Source organism: Micromonospora sp. NPDC005173, from assembly GCF_040608515.1.
Lineage (GTDB): Bacteria > Actinomycetota > Actinomycetes > Mycobacteriales > Micromonosporaceae > Micromonospora.
Genome location: NZ_JBEXIK010000038.1, coordinates 34964 through 55605, shown reverse-complemented (window position 1 = coordinate 55605; position 20642 = coordinate 34964). Strand labels below are relative to the sequence as shown.

21 protein-coding genes are annotated in these 20642 nt (G+C 70.4%); 8 read left to right on the top strand and 13 right to left on the bottom strand.

The window, feature by feature from the left end:
* Positions 1-32 precede the first annotated feature (32 nt).
* The 5 genes from ABZV00_RS29345 to ABZV00_RS29325 all read right to left on the bottom strand — a co-directional run bounded on the left by ABZV00_RS29345 (position 33) and on the right by ABZV00_RS29325 (position 4295).
* Positions 33-755 carry an alpha/beta fold hydrolase gene (locus ABZV00_RS29345; protein ID WP_355611967.1) on the bottom strand — a complete coding sequence of 241 codons (723 nt, stop codon included), beginning with the start codon at positions 753-755 and terminating at the stop codon, positions 33-35.
* On the bottom strand, positions 752-1315 hold the full coding sequence (locus ABZV00_RS29340; RefSeq protein WP_328415434.1) for a carboxymuconolactone decarboxylase family protein: 564 nt from the start codon (positions 1313-1315) through the stop codon (positions 752-754). Before ABZV00_RS29340 ends, ABZV00_RS29345 begins: the two co-directional genes overlap by 4 nt.
* Entirely contained in the window at positions 1312-2415 is a 1104-nt protein-coding gene (locus ABZV00_RS29335; protein WP_328415432.1) for an LLM class flavin-dependent oxidoreductase, read from the bottom strand. The genes ABZV00_RS29340 and ABZV00_RS29335 overlap by 4 nt, the downstream gene beginning before the upstream one ends.
* A gap of 243 nt (positions 2416-2658) precedes the next feature.
* Complete coding sequence (locus ABZV00_RS29330) at positions 2659-3405, bottom strand: SDR family oxidoreductase (RefSeq protein ID WP_355611964.1); 747 nt, start codon at positions 3403-3405, stop codon at positions 2659-2661.
* Entirely contained in the window at positions 3402-4295 is an 894-nt protein-coding gene (locus tag ABZV00_RS29325; protein WP_355611961.1) for an NAD(P)-dependent oxidoreductase, read from the bottom strand. The genes ABZV00_RS29330 and ABZV00_RS29325 overlap by 4 nt, the downstream gene beginning before the upstream one ends.
* A gap of 29 nt (positions 4296-4324) precedes the next feature.
* Here ABZV00_RS29325 and ABZV00_RS29320 point away from each other — a divergent pair, with 29 nt between their 5' ends.
* Genes ABZV00_RS29320 through ABZV00_RS29310 form a run of 3 tightly spaced genes read left to right on the top strand, consistent with a single transcriptional unit; the run spans position 4325 to position 7263 of the window.
* A complete protein-coding gene (locus tag ABZV00_RS29320) occupies positions 4325-5860 on the top strand; it encodes an aldehyde dehydrogenase (protein ID WP_355611958.1) in 1536 nt (511 codons plus the stop codon).
* A complete protein-coding gene (locus tag ABZV00_RS29315; protein ID WP_355611955.1) occupies positions 5860-6567 on the top strand; it encodes an enoyl-CoA hydratase/isomerase family protein in 708 nt (235 codons plus the stop codon). The genes ABZV00_RS29320 and ABZV00_RS29315 overlap by 1 nt, the downstream gene beginning before the upstream one ends.
* A gap of 45 nt (positions 6568-6612) precedes the next feature.
* A complete protein-coding gene (locus ABZV00_RS29310) occupies positions 6613-7263 on the top strand; it encodes a GntR family transcriptional regulator (RefSeq protein WP_355611952.1) in 651 nt (216 codons plus the stop codon).
* On the opposite strand, the gene ABZV00_RS29305 is transcribed toward ABZV00_RS29310, so the two are convergent.
* Together ABZV00_RS29305 and ABZV00_RS29300 are read right to left on the bottom strand one after the other, a co-directional pair.
* Positions 7260-8060 carry an SDR family NAD(P)-dependent oxidoreductase gene (locus tag ABZV00_RS29305; RefSeq protein WP_328415420.1) on the bottom strand — a complete coding sequence of 267 codons (801 nt, stop codon included), beginning with the start codon at positions 8058-8060 and terminating at the stop codon, positions 7260-7262. The two genes, ABZV00_RS29310 and ABZV00_RS29305, sit on opposite strands and share 4 nt — an antisense overlap.
* Entirely contained in the window at positions 8057-8752 is a 696-nt protein-coding gene (locus tag ABZV00_RS29300) for a cyclase family protein (RefSeq protein ID WP_355611949.1), read from the bottom strand. Before ABZV00_RS29300 ends, ABZV00_RS29305 begins: the two co-directional genes overlap by 4 nt.
* 111 nt (positions 8753-8863) lie before the next feature.
* Between ABZV00_RS29300 and ABZV00_RS29295 the strand changes: the two genes are divergently transcribed.
* From ABZV00_RS29295 to ABZV00_RS29285, 3 genes are all read left to right on the top strand, one after another.
* Positions 8864-10120, top strand: coding sequence for a helix-turn-helix domain-containing protein (locus ABZV00_RS29295; RefSeq protein ID WP_355611947.1), 1257 nt, complete (start codon positions 8864-8866; stop codon positions 10118-10120).
* 91 nt (positions 10121-10211) lie between these two features.
* Positions 10212-11102, top strand: coding sequence for an NAD(P)-dependent oxidoreductase (locus ABZV00_RS29290; protein ID WP_355611945.1), 891 nt, complete (start codon positions 10212-10214; stop codon positions 11100-11102).
* 5 nt (positions 11103-11107) lie between these two features.
* Positions 11108-11518: a heme-binding protein gene (locus ABZV00_RS29285; protein WP_328426562.1), complete on the top strand. Its 411-nt coding sequence runs from the start codon at positions 11108-11110 to the stop codon at positions 11516-11518.
* Positions 11519-11541: 23 nt separating this feature from the next.
* Here the strand turns inward: ABZV00_RS29285 and ABZV00_RS29280 are convergent, their stop codons facing one another.
* From ABZV00_RS29280 to ABZV00_RS29255, 6 genes are all read right to left on the bottom strand, one after another.
* Complete coding sequence (locus tag ABZV00_RS29280; protein WP_355611943.1) at positions 11542-12552, bottom strand: amidohydrolase family protein; 1011 nt, start codon at positions 12550-12552, stop codon at positions 11542-11544.
* Between the two features lie 41 nt (positions 12553-12593).
* Positions 12594-13904 (bottom strand): histidinol dehydrogenase, encoded by a 1311-nt coding sequence (hisD, locus tag ABZV00_RS29275; protein ID WP_355611940.1) that lies wholly within the window; start codon positions 13902-13904, stop codon positions 12594-12596.
* Between the two features lie 26 nt (positions 13905-13930).
* Positions 13931-14695: an ABC transporter ATP-binding protein gene (locus tag ABZV00_RS29270; RefSeq protein ID WP_355611937.1), complete on the bottom strand. Its 765-nt coding sequence runs from the start codon at positions 14693-14695 to the stop codon at positions 13931-13933.
* Between the two features lie 49 nt (positions 14696-14744).
* Positions 14745-15569, bottom strand: coding sequence for an ABC transporter permease subunit (locus ABZV00_RS29265; RefSeq protein WP_355611934.1), 825 nt, complete (start codon positions 15567-15569; stop codon positions 14745-14747).
* Complete coding sequence (locus ABZV00_RS29260; protein WP_328415405.1) at positions 15566-16423, bottom strand: ABC transporter permease subunit; 858 nt, start codon at positions 16421-16423, stop codon at positions 15566-15568. The genes ABZV00_RS29265 and ABZV00_RS29260 overlap by 4 nt, the downstream gene beginning before the upstream one ends.
* Before the next feature lie 78 nt (positions 16424-16501).
* Positions 16502-17569, bottom strand: coding sequence for a hypothetical protein (locus ABZV00_RS29255; RefSeq protein WP_355611931.1), 1068 nt, complete (start codon positions 17567-17569; stop codon positions 16502-16504).
* A gap of 481 nt (positions 17570-18050) precedes the next feature.
* On the opposite strand from ABZV00_RS29255, the gene ABZV00_RS29250 reads away from it, so the two are divergent.
* Positions 18051-19028, top strand: a complete 978-nt coding sequence (locus tag ABZV00_RS29250) for a LacI family DNA-binding transcriptional regulator (RefSeq protein ID WP_328415401.1) — start codon at positions 18051-18053, stop codon at positions 19026-19028.
* Between the two features lie 272 nt (positions 19029-19300).
* Positions 19301-20575: a helix-turn-helix domain-containing protein gene (locus ABZV00_RS29245; RefSeq protein ID WP_355611927.1), complete on the top strand. Its 1275-nt coding sequence runs from the start codon at positions 19301-19303 to the stop codon at positions 20573-20575.
* Positions 20576-20642 lie beyond the last annotated feature (67 nt).

The window sequence follows — 20642 nt, the reverse complement described above, 5'->3', positions numbered from 1 at the left end:
AACGCGAGGCGACGGCTTATCCGCACCGACGGTCAGGAGAGAAAGCCCGCCACCACGTCCGCAAAAGGCTTCGGGTGCTCGTATGCCGTGGCGTGCCCGCCCGGGAGCCACGCCACCGTCACCGCTGGAATCGTCGCGGCGAACCATTGGGTCGCTTGCCGGAACGGCGGCGCGTCGTCCCTGCCGCACGCCACGAGCACGGGCGCCGCAACCGACCCCACCAAGGCGGTGGTGTCCGCGATCGCCAACGCCTCACAGGTGCGGGCGTACCCCTCCGGGTCGCTGGCCAGCAGGATCCGGCGCACGCGCTCGACCGCATCGGTCGCGTCCCGGCGGAACGCCTCGGAGAACCACAGCGCCTCCATCGGCTCGACGACGGCCTCGATGCCCTCACGCCGCACCGTGGCCGCCCGGTTTCGCCACATCGCTCGCATGGCGTCGGGGTAGACCGCGACGGTGTCGGCGACGACGAGTCGCTTCACAAGGTCGGGCCGTCGAGCGGCGAGCACCTGGGCGACCAGGCCGCCGAGCGACACCCCTACGAGATGGATCTGGCTATGCCTGGCGATGTCAGCCTCGATCGCATCGGCGAAGTCATCAATTGTCGCGCCCTGCGGCGGCAGCGGGGCGGACCCGTGACCCAGCAGGTCGGGCACAACGACGTCGCCCACGTCGTCGGGCAGCGCTTCGACCACTGGGTTCCAGAACCGGTGGTCGACACCCAGCGGGTGCAGTAGGACCAGTGGGGCCTTCATGCGCGCTCCCGGGCCGGAAGTCGTGGCGCCCGGTCGGGCGGGGGTGTCCGGGCGGTGTTCATCGTCATTGCCAGAGTGGTGTAATAGCCGGCTGTGCCGACCACCTCGACGACCCGCGCCTCGCCCAGTGCCTCGACAGCGGAGGCGTACGTCGCGTCGGAGACCTGGCGCGTGGTGTGCAGTTCGTCGAGCAGGTCGTACACATAACCGACCTCCGGCCGGCCACCCGCCGGCCGCACGCCTCGCGCGACGGCGTCGACGACGTCCTCGGGGAGGCCGGCCTGCAACGCCAGCGGCTGGTGGTAGCCGAACTCGAACTCCTGGTCCCAAGCCCGCGCGACGTAGAGGATCACCAGCTCCACCAGGTCGTCGTCGAGTGCGCTGTCGAACCGCAGGTACTCGCCGACCAGTTGGAGCCGGGTCATCAGTTCGGGGCTGCGCAGCAGTGGCACGAACGGCCCGAAGATCGCGCCGCGCGGACCGGCGGCGATCCGTGCGGCGGCCGCGCGCTGCTCGTGGGTGAGCTCGGCGTCGGAGGGCAGTGGCAGGCGGTCGCTCACGCCGCGGAACCCAGGGCCGAATTGACGTCGGGCATGACCTTCTGCGCCATCAACTCCATCGAGCGGCGGGCCAGCCTCGGGTCGACCCAGTCCAGTCCGGCGTACACGAGTTCGCCGAACTCGCCGATCTCCTGGCGGAAGGCGAGGATCTGCTCGGTAACCGACTCCGGCGTGCCCGCGATGACCAGCTTGTCGAGAACGTAGTCGAGCGTGATCTCCTCGTCCGGCTGGTCCCGGTGCGTCTTGAACAGCTCGAGGCGGCCGAGTTTCCGCATCTTCTTCAGCATCTGCGAGTAGTAGAACCGGTACGGGCTGTCCTCGTTGTCGCGGCCGTAGGCCTGCGCCACGCTAGGGTCGTCGGCGACGAACACCGTACGAGCCACGCGCCAGTCGGCCGGGTCTGCCACCTCGCCGGCGGCTTGCTTGCCCTGAACATAGTTGGGCCAATGCGTGGCCACCCATTGCGGGAGCAGGAAGTTGGACGACAGCGGGTGGAAGTCCCGTTGGCCCATCGCGATGACGCCTTTGGAGAACGGCGCCACGACGGTGCCGACGATCTCGGGCCGGGGCTGTTGGAGCGGCTTCGGCATGATGCCGACGCCGAAGTCGAGGTCGATGGTGGTCTCGGTGGTGACCTTGAACCGGTTGTCGGGCAGATCGATTGAGTACGGCGGGTCCAGCTCCCAGATCTTCGTGATCACGTCGATCGCCTCGGCGAAGATCCGGTTGCGGTCCTCGTGCAGGATGCCGAGCGCCTCCGCGTCGGACGTCAGCGCGCCCGGGCTGATGCCGAGGATGAACCGGCCGTTGCTGAGGTGGTCGAACATCGCTGAGTTCGCCGCCACCAGCACCGGGTGCTGCTGTGACAGGTTCGTGGTGCCGGTCGCCAGCCGAATGTGCTGCGTGTCGGAGATCAACGTTGCCAGGAACAGCAGACTGTTGGTGATGTTCTCGTGCTGGTCGGTGAGGTGCTCTCCGATGAACGCGTCGTGGAAGCCCAGCGAGTCCGCCAGGATGACCGCCTCGCGGTCCTCCCGGAGGGTTTCGGCCCACGTCCGGCCGAGTGGGTGCAGCGGCATCGAGAAGTAACCCAGTCTCACGGCGTGCTCTCGCTTCCTGTGCGTCGCCCCGCGGTCTGTTCCGCGTATCGGCAGTCTCGTTCGCGATCCGTGTCTGGGCAGTGGCGCGGCCTGTGAATCCGCAGGCGGTGAATGACGCAAGTCGTCAGTGCCGGTGCGGTGGCCAGCGCTCCACCACAGCTGTCATGCGGCTGTCGATGACGTGCAGGCGGCCGGCTTCGGTGATCAGCCCGCGCACCGAGGGAGCCGGCAGGCGTCGTCGGTTCAGCGGCCGCCCGAAACGTCGAGCACGGTGCCGGTGATGTACGACGCGGATGTTGAGAGCAGCCACACGACGGCCTCTGCGACCTCGACGGCCGTGCCCGGCCGTCCCATCGGCTGCGCGGGGCCGAGCCGCGGCACGCGCCCCGGATCCCCACCCCTCGCGTGAATCTCGGTGTCGATGATGCCGGGGCGCACGGCGTTCACCCGCACCCCGTGGCGGGCCACCTCCAGCGCGAGTCCCCGGGTCATCGTGTCGACGGCGGCCTTGCTGGCGGCGTAGTCGACGTACTCCAGGGGCGAGCCGAGCTGCGCGGCGCGCGACGACAGGTTGACGATCGCGCCACCCTTGCCGCCGGTCTGGGTGGACATACGGCGGACCGCGGCACGGCAGCACGCGGCCGCGCCGAAGACGTTGACGGAGAAGACCCGGCGCCAGCGAGCCATGTTGATTTCGACCATCGACCGTTGCTGTTCGAGGATCCCGGCGTTGTTGACCAGCGCGGCCAGCGGACCCAGCGCGTCGGCGACGGCGAACAGTCGCTCGACATCGGCCTCGTCCGCGACGTCGCAGCGCACGGTGCGCACCTCGACGCCCCGCTCGCCCAGCTGTTCGGCCAGCTCGGCCGCCTCGTCGTCGCGCGACCGGTAGCCCAGCACCAGGTCGTGGCCGCGGTCGGCGAGGAGTTCGGCCGTGGCAGCCCCGATTCCACGCGTGCCGCCCGTGACGACGGCAACCGGGCGGCTCACCGCGCCCCCCGCGGCTGGGGTACGGCGTGGGCGAGCGCCGCGATGTCGTCGCCGCCGTGGCCTGCCGCGGAGGCGGTCGCGAGCAGCTCGAGCGTGACGGCGGTGAGGGGCGCGGCGTCGCCGGCCGCGGCGAGGATGAACCGGGCGTCCTTGATCCCGCTGTCGACTGCGAAGGAGAGCGGGTAGTCGCCTGCCGCCATGAGGGTGCCCTTGGCCGCGACGAACGGCGACTCCATCGGGCCGCCGTGGATCGCGTCCAGGAACGCTGTCGGGGCGAGGCCGAGCGCGCCCGCCACCGCCATCGACTCGGCGATGGCCGCCGTCACGTTGAGCACGAACGCGTTGGCCGCGAGCTTGAGCCGCGAGGCCGTGCCGGCCTCGCCGAGCCAGACGGTCCGGGAGCCGATGGCGTCGAGCACTGGGGTGAGCACGGCCCGCGTGTCGGCGGGCCCGGACGCCAGCACGACGAGGGTTCCCTGCTCGGCGGGATGTTTGGTGCCGAGGACTGGCGCGTCGACGTACCGCAACCCGAGCTCGGCCGCCACGTCGGCCAGGCGCGCGGCGCCGTCGACGCCGACGGTGCTGGTCTGCAGCAGCACCGCGCCCTGCGCGAACGCTCCGTCCGCGTCGCGGAGCACCTCCTCGACGGTGTCGGCGTCCCACAGCATCGTCAGCACGACGTCGGCGTCGCGGACAGCGTCGGCGACCGTCGGGGCCACGCGGGCGCCGGCCTTGGCCAGCGGGGCCGCCCGCTCGGGCGTGCGGTTCCAGACGTTGAGCGGCAGCCCGGCCGCGGCGAGGTTGCGCGCCATCCTGGCGCCCATCACCCCGGTGCCGAGCACGGACACGCGGGGACCGTTGACCTGACCGGAACTCCTGTATACCTTCACGCCATGATGTATACCAAGCGAATGGCGCCGTGACCACGGCCCACATCCGGCCGACGGTGGCGCTCCCCTCTGGACCATTGGCGACCGGGCTACGCATCGGCGGCCGGGTCGTCGAGGGGCGGGGCCCTCGGCTCGATGTCGTCAATCCCGCGACGGGCGGCGTGCTCGCGGTCGCCGACAGTGCCGACCAGGCCGACGTCGAGGAGGCCGTCCGGGTCGCGCAAGCGGCCTTCGACTCCGGCGTGTGGAGCCGGATGCCAATCCACGAGCGGTCGCGGATCCTGCACCGGTTCGCTGACGGGATCGCGGCGCGGATGAGCGACCTCTACCAGCTGGAGACCGCCAACAACGGCCGGCCACTGACCGAGACGAAGGCACAGATCACCCGGCTGCCGGAGTGGTACCGCTACAACGCCTCGCTGCTGCTCGCGGACCGCGACGCGGTGGTCCCGATGCCCGGGCCCTACCACTCGTACACCAGCCGGCTGCCCCTCGGCGTGGTCACGATTCTGGCGTCGTTCAACCACCCGATGATGATCGCGTCGAAGGCCCTCGCGCCCGCGCTGGCGACCGGCAACTCGGTGGTGCTGAAGCCGTCCGAGCAGACCCCCCTGACCGCGATGTTGCTAGCCGACATCGCCCACGAGGCCGGCATTCCCGACGGCGTACTCAACGTCGTCAACGGCCTCGGCCCGGTCGTGGGCGCCGCTCTCACCGAGCACCCGTTGGTGAAGAAGGTGGTGTTCACCGGCGGCACCGAGCCTGGCCGGTCGATCGCGCTCGCGGCGGCGAGGCGCTTCGCCAAGACCACACTCGAGCTCGGCGGCAAGTCGCCGGTCATCATCTTCGGTGACACCCCCGTCGACGTGGCCGCGCGCGGCGCCGCATTCGGCGGCTTCATCGGGGCCGGCCAGACCTGCATCGCGGGTAGCCGGCTGCTGGTGCACCGCAGCATCCACGACGGGTTCCTCGACGCGCTGACCGCGGTCGCCGAGGGAATTCGCATCGGCGACCCCAGCGACGAGTCCACACAGCTCGGCCCGGTGATCTCCGCCCGAGCCAGGGACCGGATCCTCGGCCGCATCGCCGAGGGCGTGCGGTCCGGCGCCCGCGTCGTCACGGGTGGCGCCGCCGCGACCGTGCCCGGGCTGGAGGACGGCTTCTTCGTGCAGCCGACCGTGCTGGCCAATGTCACCAACGACATGACCGTGGCCCGCGAGGAGATCTTCGGGCCCGTCGTCGTGGTGATCCCCTTCGACGAGGAGGACGAGGCCGTCGCGATCGCCAACGACTCGCCGTACGCCCTCGGCTCCGCGATATGGACCCGTGACATCGCCCGCGCCCACCGCGTGGCGTCCCGGCTCGAGGCCGGGATGGTCTGGATCAACGACCACCACCGCCTGGACCCGTCCTCCCCGTGGGGTGGTCTCAAGGAGAGCGGAATCGGCCGCGAGGGCGGCTGGGAGTCGTTCCACGACTTCACGCAGGTGCGTGCGGTGACCGTCCGGACGGCGCCCGACGACGTTGACTGGTACGGCGGCAAAGCGACCGGAAGGCTGAACTGATGAGCGACCTGACCATCCACCCGGTCGAGAACGGCGTGATCCTGGCCGAGCTGTCCCGGCCCCCGGAGAACCTGTTCAGCATCGAGCTGTGCGGACAGCTGGCGGCCGTGCTCGACGACCCGCCGGAGGGCGCGCACGTGCTGCGCCTGCGGGCAACCGGTGACGTGTTCTGCCTTGGCCGCGACCGTGGCGGCTCGACTCCGGCCGAGGTGCGGGCGGAGGCCGAGGCGCTCGCCGGGCTCACCCGCTCGGCGCAGCGGACGAGGCTGGTGACCGTCGCCGAGGTGCAGGGCGACGCGGCCGGGTTCGGTGTCGGCCTGGTGGCGGCCTTCGACGTGTCGGTGGCGGTGCGGGACGCGGCCTTCCGGTTCCCCGAAGTCGGCATCGGCCTCGCGCCGGCCCTGGTCCTCGCCTGGCTGCCTCGCGTGGTCGGCCGCCGGAAGGCGTTCTGGCTCACCGCGACGGGAGAGCCACTGGCCGCCGAACAGGCGGCGGAGCTCGGCCTGCTCAACGAGGTGGTCGACACGCGTGACGCCCTGACCAAGCGGGTCGACGACATGGTTGCGCAGCTGCGCGCCCGCAGCCCGCGGGTGCACGGCGACATCAAGGACATGCTCCGGGTGTTCGGCGATGTTGGCGACGAGCGCGCTCTCGACGTGAGCATCGACCGGCTCGTGGTCGGGTCGCTACGCCGTGGCGAGGGCTGACGTGGCGGCATGACGGGTTCAACCGGCGTACGGCAGACTGCTCGGGTGTCCACCGAGTCGGCCGCCGCGCGAGTGGCGGGTAGCCTGCGCGAGCGTGTGTCCAGCGGGCAGCTCCTGCCGGGGACCGCGCTGTCGCAGGCGGGCCTGGCCGAGGAGTACGGCGTCAGCCGTATCCCGGTCCGCGACGCCCTCCAGCAGCTCGCGAGCGAAGGGCTCGTCGAGCTACGCGGCGCGACCGCGGTGGTGACCCCGCTGTCTATCGACGACCTGCAGGAACTCTACGAGCTGCGTGAGGCGGTCGAACCCGTCGCCACCCGGCTCGCCGTCCCGCGGGTGGGCCGGGCAGGAATCACGCGGATGACCCATCTGCTCGCGGTGATGGATGACCCGGCCATCGGGCCGGGCACCTGGGTGGAGACCAACGCGGCTTTCCACGCGGAGGTCTACACGCTGGCCGGACGGCCGCGCATGATCGCGATGGTCGATCAGTTGCGGCGGCTCGCCGACCGCTACATCTATTTCCATCTCGACGTGGTCGGCCAGGCCGGGCACCTGCAGGAGGAGCACCGGCAGATCCTCGACGCGGTGAAGGCGCAGGAAGCGCGGGCTGCCGCCGAGCTCACCCGCGCCCACCTCGCGTCGTCACACGCCGTCGTGCTCGACTACCTGCTCACCCAGGAGCGGGACGGGGCTTAGCGCGCCACCATCCCCGCGGACAGGTCGATGTCGGCCGCGCAGAGGCCGGGCATGTGCAGCATCGCGACGACGGCCGCGGCCACCTCGTCCTCGGTGAGCATCCGGTGCAGCGCTGCCCGCGACACGAACGCCTCCTCGGCCTCCTCGTACGTCGTCCCGGTGCGCTCGGCCTCCAGGTTGAAGTTGCGGGTCATCCGCGGCCCCTGGACCGGACCCGGCGACAGGCAGTTCACCGAGACGCCCGCCGGGCCCACTTCGTACGCGAGCGTCGCGGTCAGCCCGATCACCGCCATTTTGGAGGCGGTGTACGGCGTGCGGCGGGTCAGCGGGCGCTTGCCGCTCACCGACGCGAGGTTGATCACGTCGCCGACGCCCCGCTCGACCATCGCCGGGAGGAACGCCCGGCACATCAGGTAGATGCCGCGGACGTTGATCGCGAAGACGTCGTCCCACTCGTCGGGCTTGATGTCGACCAGCGGCGCGACGGGGCCAGGGACGCCGGCGTTGTTGACCAGGATCCCCACCGTCTCGTCGGCCACCTCCTCGGCGAGCGCGGCAACGCTCGCCGGGTCGGACACGTCGGCCGCCGTGACCCGGATGCTCCCGGACATCGCCTTGGCCTCGGCCGCCACGGCATCGAGCCGCTCCCGGTTACGCCCGACCGCGACCACGCGGGCGCCGCGGGCCGCGAGAGCGAGCGTGATCGCACGGCCAAGCCCGCTGCCGGCACCGGTCACGACGGCGGTACGGCCCGCCACCCGGTCGCCCGGGAAGGCGGGCCCGTCGACGGTGGTCACGCTGGACCATCGAGCAGGGCGACCGCGCGGGTCGGGCCGCCGTGGGCGCCGAGCACCTTGAGCGGGAAGCCGATGAACGTGAACCGCTTGCCGATCAGCTGGTCGAGGTTGGTGAGGTTCTCGTAGTGGGTGATGTGGTGGCGGCGGCACATCATGTGGCACGGGTAGGACTTGCTGGTCGGGTTGTCGGGTGTCGGGCTGTCCACGCCGAACGTCTTCACCCCGTGCTCGACGATCCATTCGCTGCCGGTCTCCCCGAGGCCGGGGAATTCGGTGAGGTACTGCGGCTGCCCGGCGTACCGGCCGTGCGTCCCGGTGTGCAGCAGCAGGATGTCGCCGCGCTCGACGGTCACGTCGACGGCGTCCTGCGCCGCGTCGAGATGCTCGGCGGTGATGTCCTGGCCGGCGCCGACGTGCGAGACGTCGAGGCAGACCGCCGGCCCGTAGAACAGGTTGAGCGACATCTGGTCGATTGTCTGGGCCGACGGGTCGGGGTCGAGGTGGGAGAACGAGTCGACGTGGGTCGGGCCGTTGTCGTTGAAGATGATGCCCTTGGTCTGGAACGAGAAGCCGCCCACGAAGCGCAGCGCCGTCTCTTCGTGCAACGCGTGGTCGAACACCACGGTCTTGAGGTGGCCGGGATAGACCTGCATGCCCTGGTAGATGTCCTGTGACAGGTCGACGAGCTGCACGTCGACACTCCCTTCCGTCGGGCCGGCCCCGCTGACCGGGGTGGCTGGGTGTCGGAACTCTAGGGCGGCCGCGCGCGGCACGGACGCTTCAATCGGAGTAGGTTTACGGTCATGAACGCACCGATCGGTGAAGCGGTCCGGCGTCCCGGTTCGGCAGCCATGACACCGCCCCGGCCCGGGGCCACCGCGTCGCCGTTCGACATCGCGGACCGGATCGCCGAGGTGGTGGGCGGCCCGGTCATCCTGGAGGACCCGTCGTTCCGAGTGCTCGGCTACTCCGCTTTCGTCGGCCCGATGGACCGGGGCCGCGCCGAGGCGATCCTCGGCCGCAGGATCCCGGGTGTGTGGCTCGAGCATCTGACCCGGACCGGAAGCCTCGACCGGCTCCGCGGCACCGCGGACGTCGTCGACCTGTCCGACGGCCCGTGGAAGGCGCACCGCCGGCTGATCACGGCGTTCCGGGCCGGAGACCGCCTGCTGGGGTTCGCCTGGGTCGCGGAGGGCGAGCGGCCGCTCGGCGATGGGGCGGCCCGCGCCTTCCGCCGCGCCGTCGACGAGGAGACGCCCGCCCTGCTGCGGCACCTTGAGCGGCTCGACGCCGAGGAGGCGCACCGGTCGCGGCTCGCCTCCGCGCTGCTCGACGGACTGCCCGGGGCACCTGCCGCCGCCGACCGGCTCGGCTTCGACCGGGACGGCCGCTTCGTGGTCCTGTCCGTCGCCGGTCCGGCACAGGCGCGGGCACGGACGCAGGACGGGGAGGCCGGAAGGACGCGCCTGCTGGAGCACCTGCGTCTCTGTCTTGACTCGTTCCACCGCCGCTGGGTGGTGACCCCCCGCGGCGACGGCGGGCTCGCCCTGGTGGCCCTGCGGGCCGAAGAGTCCGAGAAGATGGCCGCGCGGCTCGGCCAGGAGGTGTTGAGGCTCGCTGGCGACGGCCCGCTGCGCACCATGCGGGTCGCGGCGAGCTCGGTCGGCGCCGGCCTCGCCGTCCTGCCGAGGCTGCGTGCCGAGGCGACCGCCGCGACAGTCGTGGCAGGCGACGACGGGTCGTTCGTCGCGTACGCGGACGTCGATGCCGAGGTGCTCGTCGCGGACGTGGTTGCCGCGCTGCCGGCGGGTGTCCGGCTGTCGGGGATCGATCGGCTGCGCGCGGCCGACCGCGGCACCGGGCCAGAAGGCGGCGAGCTGGAACGCACTCTGCGCGCGTTCCTCGCAGCGTGCGGCAGCGCCTCGGCGACGGCCCGTGAGCTCGGCGTGCACGTCACCACCGTCCGGCACCGGCTCGACCGGATAGCCGCGATTTCGGGGCTCCGGCTCGACCGCCCCGAGGTCCGCATCGCCTGCGACCTTGTGCTGCGCCGCCCCTGAGCCTGGGACACCTGTCGCCCAGCAGTCCGGCGGCCCGGCACTGACGTTTGCTGACACCCCTGTTCACACCGGCTCGCCCTAGGGTGGCCGGATGACGACAGCCCAGACGGACGTGACGACGGTCGGCGTGGTCGGCCTCGGGATCATGGGGTCGGCGATGTCCGGCCACCTGCTGACCGCCGGCTTCGACGTGACCGGCACCGACCTGGCCCGGCCCGCGGTCGACGAACTGGTCGCCCGCGGCGGCCGCCCGGCCCGGGACCTCGCCGCCCTCGCGCGCGAGTCGGCGGTCGTGGTCACCTCGCTTCCGTCCGCCGCGGCGGCGCTGGAGGTGTGCCGGGGCCTCGCCGCCGCGGAGCCGGCCGACCTCGTCGTCGTCGAGACGTCGACGCTGTCGCTGGCCGTGAAGCAGGAGTGCCGCGATCTGCTCGCCGCGGTCGGCGTACCGCTGCTCGACTGCCCGCTCAGCGGTACCGGCGCGCAGGCCCGCGACCGCGACCTGGTGGTGCTCGGCAGCGGCGACGAGGCGGCGTTCGAGAAAGCCCGTCCGGTGATGGCAGCGTTCGCGCGGTCAGTACGGTTCGTCGGGCCCTTCGGCCACGGCATCACGATGAAGCTGGTCGCCAACCTGCTGGTGTCGATCCACAACGCGTCAACGGCGGAGGCGTTCGCGCTCGGCGTGGCCGCGGGCCTCGACCCGGCCGTCCTCTACGAGACAGTCCGCGAGGGGGCGGGCGGGTCGGTCATCTTCGACAAGCGCGGGTCGCTCATGGTCGAGCGTGCCTACCGGCCGGCGACCGCGCGGGTGTCGATGTTCGTCAAGGACGTTTCATTGGTGCAGGAGCTGGCCGCGTCGGTCGGCGTCGCCACGCCGGTGCTCGACGCGACACTGCCGCTGTACACGAAGGCGGTGGACGCCGGGTGGGCCGATGCCGACGCGGCCGCGCTGCTGGAGGTCGTCGAGGCGGAGGTGCGGGGTTGAGCGGGATGACCTTGGCGCAGGCGGAGGCGGTTGCCGCCGGGACGCTGCGACACGCCCGCGCGGCCGGGGCGGCGCCGCTCGCGGTGGCGGTGCTCGACCCGGGCGGCCATGTGGTCGTGGTGAAGCGCGAGGACGGCGCGGGCATCCTGCGCGTCGAGATCGCGACCGCCAAGGCCTTCGGCGCGCTCGGTATGGGCATGTCGTCGCGGGAGATCGCCCAGCGGGCGGAGCGGCAGCCGACGTTCTTCGCCTCGCTCGCCGCAGTGACCGGCGGTCGGCTGGCGCCCGCGGCGGGAGGTGTTCTGGTACGCGACGCCGACGGCTCCCTGCTGGGAGCCGTCGGCGCGAGTGGCGACGTCTCGGACGTGGACGAGGCGTGCGTGCTGGCCGGGATCGCGGCCGCCGGTTTGGTCTGACGGCGCGCGTCCCGGTCGGCGGATCAGTCGGTGAGCTTCAGCAACCGCGCTGCCGTCCGACCGCGGATGGCCTCCCGGTCGTCGTCGCTGAGCCCGCGGGTCCCGTCGATCTGGCCGAGCGGGTCGTAGTGGCCCATGTCGAACGGATAGTCGGTGCCGATGACGACGTGATCGGCGCCCATCTGCTCGACCAGGAACTCCAGGTGCGGCGCGTCGAACACCAGGCAGTCGACGTAGATCTGCTTGAGGTAGGTGCTCGGCGGTCGTGAGATGTGGTGCCGGCCTTCGGGCCGCAACTCGTAGGCGTGGTCCATTCGGGAGGAGTAGAACGGCAGGTAGCCGCCGCCGTGCACGGCGACCAGCTTGAGGTTGGGGTGTTCCTCGAGGACCCCGCCATGGATGATTCGGGTCAGCGCGAGCGTGGTGTCGAGCGGGTTGCCGATGACGTTGGTCAGGTAGTACTTCCGGAACCGTTCGCCGCCCGTGAACCCGTTGGGGTGCAGCATCACGACGACGTCGAGCTCCTCCGCCTTGGCGAAGAACGGCCGGAACCGGCGGTCGTCGAGATCCATTCCCATGACGTTGGTGTTGATCTCGACGCCCCGGAAGTCGAACTCCGTGACGCACCGCTCGAGTTCCTCGACCGCCGATCGCACGTCCTGCATCGGTACGGTGGCCAACCCGACGAACCGATCGGGGTGGTCGCCGACGATCTTGGCGAGGTTCTCGTTCTGCATCCGGGCGAGCTCACGGGCAAGCTCCGGGTCGGCCCAGTAGAAGTAGCCGGCCGGGGCCACCGAGATGGCCTGGACGTCGATGCCCATCCGGTCCATGTCGTCAATCCGTGTCTGCGGGTCGGTTGCCTGCGGCATGATCTCGCGGACGTGCTCGCGCTGGTAGGCGTTGGTCTCGTCGCCGCCGTAGTAGCTGAACGGCTCCATCTCCGGCGCCATCAGCCCCTCCACGAGCGGCTGGCAGTCGGGGAGGATGACGTGGGCGTGGATGTCGACGGTTCGGTGGGATCCGCTGGGCATGGATGACCTTCTGTTCGTTGGGACGTGGGGCGAAAGCGGACTCAGCCGACGGGCGTGGGCGCCCAGGGCAGCTGCGCGCCGGCGTACTTCGCGGCCCGGACGTCGCCGGAGCGGGCGTGACCCTCGAAGAGCTCCACGCGTGCGGCGCGGCCGCACAGCTCGCCGAGCCGGGCGCTGGCGGCGGGATCGGTGACCTCCTGGTACGTCACCGTGCGCAGGTACTTCCCGACCCACAGCCCGCCGGTGTAGCGGGCGGCACCGCGGGTGGGCAGCACGTGGTTGGTGCCGATCACCTTGTCGCCATATGACACGCAGGTGCCCTCGCCGAGGAAGAGCGCGCCGTAGTGCCGCATCTTGTCCAGCGCCTCGCGCGGGTTGCGGGTGAGGATTTGCACGTGCTCGCTGGCGTAGGTGTCGGCGAGCGCGTACGCCGCGTCGAGGTTTTCGACGACGTGCACCTCCCCGTGGTCGCGCCACGCGGGGCCGGCCATGTCGTTGGTCGACATGCCCGGAAGGATCTCGTCGACGTGGACCATGACCGCTCGGGCGAGTGCCTCTGAGGTGGTGATGAGCACCGCCGGGGAGTCCGGCCCGTGCTCGGCCTGGCTGAGCAGGTCGACGGCCACCACGAACGGATCGGCGGCATCGTCGGCCACGACGAGGATCTCGGTCGGTCCGGCGAACAGGTCGATGCCGACCTCACCGAACAGCTGCCGCTTCGCCTCGGCGACGTACGCGTTGCCCGGGCCGGCGATCAGGTCGACCTTGCCGATCGACTCGGTGCCGATGGCCATCGCGGCGACCGCTTGGACACCGCCGAGCAGGAAGATCTCGTCCGCGCCGGCCATGTGTAGGGCGGCCACGGTCGCCGCTGGGATCTTTCCGCGCAGCGGCGGGGTGCAGGCAGTGACCCGCTCGACCCCGGCGACCTTCGCCGTCACGACGGTCATGTGCGCCGAGGCGGTCAGCGGATAGCGGCCCCCGGGCACGTAGGCACCGGCCGCGACGATCGGCAGGTGCTTCTGGCCCAGGAACACGCCCGGCTGGGTCTCCACCTCCAGATCCTGCAGGGTGTCGCGCTGGCGTTGGGCGAAGTCGCGGACGTTGGCCTGCACGGTTCGGATGTCGTCGACGACCTCGGACGTCAGTGACGCGACGAGCTCCTCGATCTGCTCCGGCCCGAGCCTGAACGACTCGGGCGACCAGTTGTCGAACTTCTCGGAGTAGCGGCGTACGGCCTCGTCGCCGTTCGCGCGAACGTCCTTGATCACCTCACGGACGACGGCGGAGACGTCGTCGTTGCCGTGGGCGGCGGGCACGCCGCCGGTGGGGGACTTCAGGTGGGTGCTCATGGTGCTCCTGTACTGGGCGGGTGCGGTCAGGCCACGGGCTCGGCAGTGGGGCTCGTTTCCTTCATGGCCTCGAGACGCGCGAGCACCTCGGCCTGGAGGGTGGCCACCGTGGGGTCGGTCTGCCGGCGCGGGCGGGGCAGATCGATGGTGATGTCCTCGTAGATCCGGCCGCCGGGCTGGAGCACGATGATCCGGTCGGACAGCTCGACGGCCTCGACGACGTCGTGGGTCACGAAGACCACGGTCTTCTTCGACTGGGCCCAGATGTCCTGTAGCTGCGCGCGAAGCCCTCGGGCGGTGATCGCGTCGAGGTGGCTGAACGGTTCGTCCATCAGCAGCAGGTCGGGCTCGACCGCGAAGGCGCGGGCGATGCCGACGCGCTGCTGCATGCCGCCGGACAGCTGACCGGGATAGAAGTTGGCGTTCTTCGCCAGGCCCACCATCTCGAGGTACCGCTTGGCCCTGGCCACGGTGGCCTCGCTCCGGTCATCCTGGACGTACATCATGTTCCGCATGACGCTGCGCCAGGGAAGCAGCCGCGGGTCCTGGAAGACGTAGCCCATACGGGCCGGGCCGCCATCGTCACTGGTCAGGCTGATCTCGCCGGAGGTGTGCTCCTCCACGCCCGAGATGATGTTGAGCAGCGTGCTCTTGCCGCAGCCCGAGGGCCCGACGATCGACACGAATGTCTGGCCGCTCACCTCGAAGGAGATGTCGTCAAGGACCCGGCTCGCCCGGGGAGTGCCCAGGTTGAAGGTCTTGGCGAGATTCTTGACGGTCAGGACTGCCACGAGAGCTCCCTAGGGCTGGGGGTGTGCAGGATGGGGGCGGACGGGGTCATCAGCCATCCCGCCAGCGGAAGGCGCGCTTGATCGCGCGGTCGAGCACGAGCCGGTCGAGCAGCACGATGAAGCCGACGAACAGCACGACCCAGGCGGCGAACCCGCCGAACCGGTTGGCGTCGTACCAGAAGCGGGCCCGGTAACCGACACCCCCGCCGCCGCCGAACCATTCGGCGAGCAGGACGCCGTTCCAGCCGATGATGATCGCGAAGCGCACGCCGGCCGCGATGTACCCGGTGACGGCTGGGAGGACGAGGTCGCGGATGCGGCGGGTGACCGGCACGTTGTACGTCGACGACATATCGCGCAGGTCGCGCGAGACGCCCCGCACGCCCTGGGCGACGTTGACGACCACGAACGGCACCGAGGTCAGAAACGTCGTGATGATCGGGCTCATGTCGCCGAAGCCGAACCACATCACCGTGAGAAACGACCAGATGATCGCCGGGATGGACAGGCCGACCAGGACCGGGCTCTCGAAGAACGCCCGGGACAGCGAGGAGAGGCCCATCAGCACACCGATCGCGATGCCCACGACGGTCGCGAGCAGCAACCCGACGCCGAAGCGGTAGAGCGTCGAGCCGAAGTTGCCGAAGACCTCGCCGCGGGAGAACTCCTCGCCGAGCCGCTGCACCACCTCGACCGGGCCCGGGACGCGGCCGAAGAGCAGCGACATCAGGACCCAGAACAGGAAGAAGGACAGCAGCGCGGCGACCCGGGCGGCCCCGTCGGAGGTGAGCCGCTTGCGCCAGGCCGGCGTGCTCTGCTCGATCTCGCTGGTCGAGCGGCGCCGGTTGACGGTGGCCTGGAACGTGGTGCTCATAAGGCGGAACTCCTTTCCTCCGGACGCCATGCGAGGAGCCGTGCCTCGGCCTTGAACAGGACCAGGCGCTCAATGAGGAGCATGAACACGATGAACAGGGACGTCCACGCGAGCACGGCAGCGATGTCGTAGAGCTGGTACTCGGTGCGGATCTGGAAGCCGACACCGTTGCGGCCTCCGAACACCTCGGTCAGCGCCTCGACCTTCCAGGCCACCGCGAAGCACATCCGGATCGCGGCGAACACGAACGGCACGATCGTCGGGAGCAGCACCTCCCGGCGGATCTGGTGTGGGGCCCGCCCGAAGGCCTCGCTCATGGTGACCAGGGACTTGTCGACGCCCCGGATGCCCTCGGCGACGTTGAGCGCGACGTAGGGCGCGGACACGAGCGCGACCGCGAGGATCGGCCCGAAGTTCGACAGGCCGAACACGATCAGCGACATGACCGCGTAGACGATCGCGGGGATCGTGCCAGCGATGGTCACGCCACCGTGGAAGAACGCCCGCCAGTAGTTGTACCGGCCCATCAGATAGCCGACCGGCGCCCCGATGGCGGCGGCGACCCCGAAACCGGCGAAGGTCTTCAGCACGCTCGCCGAGAAGTCGGTGACGAAGTTGCCGTTCTCGACGATCTCGACCGCCGCTTGGAAGACCTCGTGCGGGCGGGGCAGCAGCCGGGATCCGTACCACCAAGAGCCGAACTCCCATAGCAGGAACATCGCGATCCAGCCCAGGACGAGCAGGCCGGTGCGCCGCCAGCGCCGCAGCCGACCGATCCTGCGGGCGCTCGCCTCGCGGTCGTCGGGGTCCGCGGGGGGCGCGGCCGGAGCCGCGCCCACCAGCTGATCCGTCATCATCTCTCCTTCACTCGGCCCTACCGGGCCCACTCACCCGGCCACACCGGGCCTGCTGGATGCGTCGGGACTCGAGGTTCAGGACTTCGGGATGATGGTGAAGTCGGGGGCCGGCGTGTTCTTGTCGACGAAGCCGGTCTCCTTCATCAATTCGAACAGCTTGGTCTCGCTGTCGACCCACGCCTGGTCGAGGTAGGTCGTGTCGACGAACCAGTCGTACTTGTTGGCCAGCCAGTCCTGGATGAACGCCTTCTCCTCGGGCGTCTCGGCGGCGAAGTCCTCGGGGTAGGCCTTGACGATCGCGTCGCGGTTCTTGGCCCACTCCTGCACGCCGCGGTCCCAGATCTTGACCAGGAAGGCCGCCTCCTCGGGGTTCTTCTCGACCCAGGCCTTACGAGCGACGAAGACATTGTTCTGCGGGTGGGTGACGTTCTGCGGGTCGGAAGAGAACTTCTCGGCGTAGATCTGCGAGACCGACTTGGAGTCGTAGAGCGGCTTGATCGCGCCGCTGGACAGCTGCGGAATCGAGAAGTCGGGCAGCAGCAGACCGGCGTCGGCGTCACCACGCTCGATGAGGCCGGCGGCGTTCTGCGGGTCGGTCACGACGAGCTCGAAGTCGCCGCCCCCGGCGCGCAGGTCGAGGTTGCAGAACTTGCGGGCGTAGACGCCCCACATGATCGTGATCGAGACGGCGCTGTGCGTCACGATCTTCTTGCCCTTGAGGTCGCAGATGGTCTGGGCGCTGCTCTTTGCCGACACGGCCAGGATGCTTCTGTCCGAATTGAACTTGCCGAAGATTGTTGTCTTCTCGCCGGTCTGCTTTTCCAGGTCGGGTACCTCGTACGACGCAGCTGAGACGACGTCCGCGTGACCGCCGGCGTACACCCCGTACTCGTCCCAAGAGGACGAGGTGAGGACCTGGATCCCCGCCTCCTCCTCCATCTGCTGCTTGATGCCTTGGCTCTCCATCCACTTCCAGACCGGGTCGGGAGCCATCACCATGTTGACGACGCCGCCGGCGTCCTTTGCCTCGCCGCCCTTGGCGGCGCCTGGGCGCGATCCACAGCCGGAGACCAGCAGGGCAATGACACCGGCTGCGGCCACCAGGCGCGAGCGGTGGGGACGGAAGATGCGTGCAGTGCTCATATCGTGCCTCTCAGAGTCGTTCGACCGGTCCGAGGGTGCGATCAGGGGCGACGCGCTACGACGGGCCCGGTGGTGGTTGGGGGTGGGGGGTGAAGCGGTGGGGGGTGAAGCGGTGGGGGGTGAAGTGGTGGGGATGGAGTGGTGGGGATGTGGCGCCTGAGACTGCCGTGACTAATCTTGCAAGTCAAGCATTTCTCGGAAACTTATGCATGCTCCTGTTCTCGACCATGCGCTCGACGGCCGCCGGGTTCACGCCTGCGTGGCCGATATTTCCGGACTCAGGCGGGGCGCTAGGAAGTTGACAGCAAACGAGATGATCGTCTATCTTCGTCGTGCATAGATTATGCATTTCTGCCCGCATCGAGGGCCGACGCCTGGACACGAGAAGGAAGTGAGACGGGTTGTGAGCGTGAATCCGGGCACGACGGGCGATGGTCCGGGACGACGGCGCCGCGCGCGCCCTGCGACGAACAGCTCGACCGTGGCGCAGGCCGCCGGCGTTTCCCAGTCGACGGTCTCGCGCGCCCTGCGGGGCGACCCCCGGGTGCGGGAGGACACCCGCCGCCTCATCGAGGAGACCGCCGAGCGGCTGGGTTACCGCCCATCTTGGGTGGCTCCCCCGACGCCACAGCGCACACGCACCATCGGCGTTGTCGTCTCCGACCTGACCAACCCGTTCTTCCCGACGCTGCTCACGCCGGTGCACGACGAGCTGCAGATCATGGGCTACCGGGTCGTGCTGTTTGCCGAGCGCACCGACATCCCGACCGGGCAGGAGGCCCTGGTCAACCTGCTCAACCGGTCGATCGACGGCGTCCTGGTCACGACGGCCACCCTCGACTCGCGGCTCGGCCAGGCCCTCGCCGGGCGGGACCTGCCGGTCGTGCTTCTCAACCGGTACGTCGACGGGATGGACGTCGACCGCGTCATTGCGGACAACTACCAGGGCGGACGCGCCGCCGCTCGCCATCTGCTGGACTTCGGCCACCGCACCATCGGCGTCATCCGTGGCCCCGCCAACACCTCGACGAGCAGGGACAGGCACGCCGGCATCGTCGACGCCGGGGTCGCACTCGACGAGCGTCTCGTCCGCGAAGGACCGTACTCGCACCAGTGCGGCTACCAGAACGCCCGAGAGCTGCTCCGGCTGGCCACTCCCCCGACCGCGCTGATCTGCGGCAACGACGTGATCGCGTTCGGCGCCATCGACGCCGCGAAGTCGCTTGGCCTGGACGTGCCGGGCGACGTTTCGGTGCTCGGCTTCGACGACGTTCCGATGGCAGCCTGGGAGGTGTTCCAGCTGACCACGGTCCGCCAGCCCCTGTCGGAGATGGCACGGACGGCCGCCCGACTGCTCGTGGAGCGCATCGAGCACGGCGGCGACATCGGCGCCGGGCGCGAGCGTCTGTTCGCCACCAGCCTCGTGCAGCGGTCGACCACCCAGCGGGTGGCCCGCTGACACCCGGTGCCCACAGGGCCCGGCCGTCGCTGGTGACATGGCATGTCCTCCTCGAGAGGGGGCGGTAGGTTCGGCACCGCCCCACGCGCCACAGCCTCGCCGCGTCACGCGACGCGCCACCATGTGGGGCCACCCATTTCTGAGGCGACAGTGTGGTGAGCGACACATCGGCACGGATCCGCAGCCGGCGGCACCGTGGCCTCATGACCTCCGCCTCGCTCCACCAGGTGACTACGCCCACACCAGCCCCACGACCGCGTCCAGACGCCGACGTGCGCCTGCCGACGTGGGCACGCGAGGCCTCCGACGGCGTGGATCTGGTGGCCCTGGCGGACCGGGTCGTCGAGGCGGACCTCGCGGCGGCGTTCGACACGTTGCGCGACAACGACGAGTTCGTGTCCCGGCTACGGGCCAGCGTGGTTGAGAACCTCCGCCACCTCCGCCAGGTCATCGCCGGGCGGATCCACCTCACTGAGGTGACGCTCGCCGAGCCGTTCGCCCTGGCCCGCCTGCAGGCCCGGCTCAGGTTGCCGCAGACGGCGCTGCAGCGGTCCTACCGTGTGGGCTTCCTGACCATGTGGCACGAGTGGAGCGACCGGCTGGTCGAGCGGGCCGACCGCAACGACGTCCCGCGCGCGGAGAGTCTCGAGGCACTACGCGGCATGACTGCGCTGCTGCTCGGCTACCAGCACCAGGTGGCATCGCAGGTCGCGGACAGCTTCGCCCGGGCCGACGAGGCGCTGAGCCGCTCGCGCGAGCACGTACGCAACGGCCTCGTCCAGCATCTGCTACGCGAGGACTCCACGCCACTCCCACCGTCGGACCTGGTTCTGCTCGACTATCCCCTCGACGCCAGCCACATCACCGTGTTGCTGCCGGCGATGCCCGAAGGCGCTGCGCGCCAGATCCTCAACGCGCTGCGCGAGGCGTGCCACACCCGCGACACCCTCGTCCATCCGGTCGACCTCACCAACACGGTGGTGTGGCTGGCACACCCCCGGCCACCGGGATGGCGCGCCGCGAGGATCGCCAACCTGACCGACTGCCTCCGCGGCCTCGGCGTCGAAGCGTCGGTCAGCGACCCGCACGTCGGCGTACAGGGCGTGCGGGCCGGCTGGCTCCAGGTGCGGGACGTGCAACGGGTGCGCGCGGCGTGGGGTGCGGCGGGCAGCCCCAGGGTGCTGGGCCACCCCGACGTTAGCCTCGAGATCCTGTTGATGGCCGACTCGGTCAAGGCCCGTGCGTTCGTCCACGCCGAACTCGGACAGCTAGGTGCCGACGACGACCTGGCCGCGCGGCTGCGCGAGACCGTCGAGGCGTCCCAACGCTGGGGCAGTCATGTGACCACCGCCGCGCACCTCCACCTGCATGAGCACACCGTGCGCAACCGGCTGCAGAAGGCCGCAGAGCTGCTGGGCCGCCCGCTGACGGAGCGACGGACCGAGCTCCAGGTCGCGCTGAGGCTCGCGCGGCTGCTGACCGAGAACAACAGTCGGGCCGACAGCCCGATACTGCCGCCGCCGGTCAGTCCCGGCACGCCGGGATGACGCCCGGCGTGAGTACACCGCTCGGTCGGACCTCCCATCCTGAGGGTCCCCGCATGAGGAGCGAGCA